This window comes from Variovorax sp. P4_D9 (assembly GCF_056401695.1).
The window spans coordinates 1-971 of the sequence record NZ_JBFUIU010001578.1 but is presented as its reverse complement, the minus strand read 5'-3'; the positions used below and the strand labels follow the sequence as shown (position 1 = coordinate 971).

1 protein-coding gene is annotated in these 971 nt (G+C 62.1%); it reads right to left on the bottom strand.

The features are described 5' to 3' along the window. Nucleotides 1–294 precede the first annotated feature (294 nt). The gene (locus tag AC1DY5_RS57025; RefSeq protein WP_478122940.1) at nt 295–558 is read right to left on the bottom strand and encodes a hypothetical protein; all 264 of its coding nucleotides are present in this window, start codon (nt 556–558) and stop codon (nt 295–297) included. Between the last annotated feature and the right edge of the window lie 413 nt (nt 559–971).

Sequence of the window (971 nt, the reverse complement as noted above, 5' to 3'; positions counted from 1 at the left end):
GTGCTGCATCAATGACCGTTTGTAGTTCAGCCAGTCCGCTCCTTGTCTTCCTATGTCACAGTCGCCGCCGCCCGGCCGATCGGCGCGTCATATCGCTACGTCATATCCAATTCGCAGTGGCAACCCTCCCCACGAGGACCGTCAAGGCCAAGCATCGCTTGCATTCTGTGGGAAGCCACAAATATCGCTTGCATTCTGCGGGAAGCCCTTGTAGTCCTTTCCGTGCAGAAAGATACGGTTTGCTCCGAGAGCCTTTGCAGGCGCGGGTTTCGAGGCGGTGGAGCGCTTGGCGTGTCAGGGGCCGTGCAGACCGTGGCCTTCATTGATCGTCAGGCCCTTGCCACTGGCATAGCGATAGATCCACTTCAATGCGACCGTCTCTGCGATGCGCTCGGCAGCGTCCTCTGCAGCGCAGAGCTCCTCGGCCAGGCGCATGACGCGCTGGCGGGCAAAGCAATGGACCGTGCCCCCGGTGTCGCAGCCCAAGGCAGCAAGCAGATCTTTGGCGCGGGCCAGATCAGCACGAATGACGTTGACGGGGCGAGGATCGTCTTCCATGTCGTTCTCCTTGTCTGGCACTGAGTTGCGGCAATCTCAGATTAGGTTCTGTGCCAACCGCGAAGATGGTCATGCTCTTCCGCGCTTGGGTCGCTCCGCCGATCGCGGTGCTGCGCTCGATTTCCAAGCGCAGTCAGACGAAGCTCAAGCGGGGGCAATCGGCCTTTTCGCGCACACGCTCATGCACCGGATCTCGGTCCTCTGTCGATGGCCCACCACTTGGCCAAGCAGCAACCCCTGCGTCGACTCCGCGGTGAAGGCCCTGCTCAGCAAGACCCGCAAGGCCTACGCGAAGCGCAGCGGCCTGCCGCACAAACAGCGCGCGCTAACCAAGGAGCCGCTCGAGGCGGTGCTGGAGACCTGCGACGACTCGCTCAAGGGGAAGCGTGACCGCGCCCTCCTCCTCTTCCTTC

What these genes read in the sequence shown, in the direction of transcription:
- AC1DY5_RS57025 (WP_478122940.1), bottom strand. Translation starts at nt 558, where the DNA reads ATGGAAGACGATCCTCGCCCCGTCAACGTCATTCGTGCTGATCTGGCC.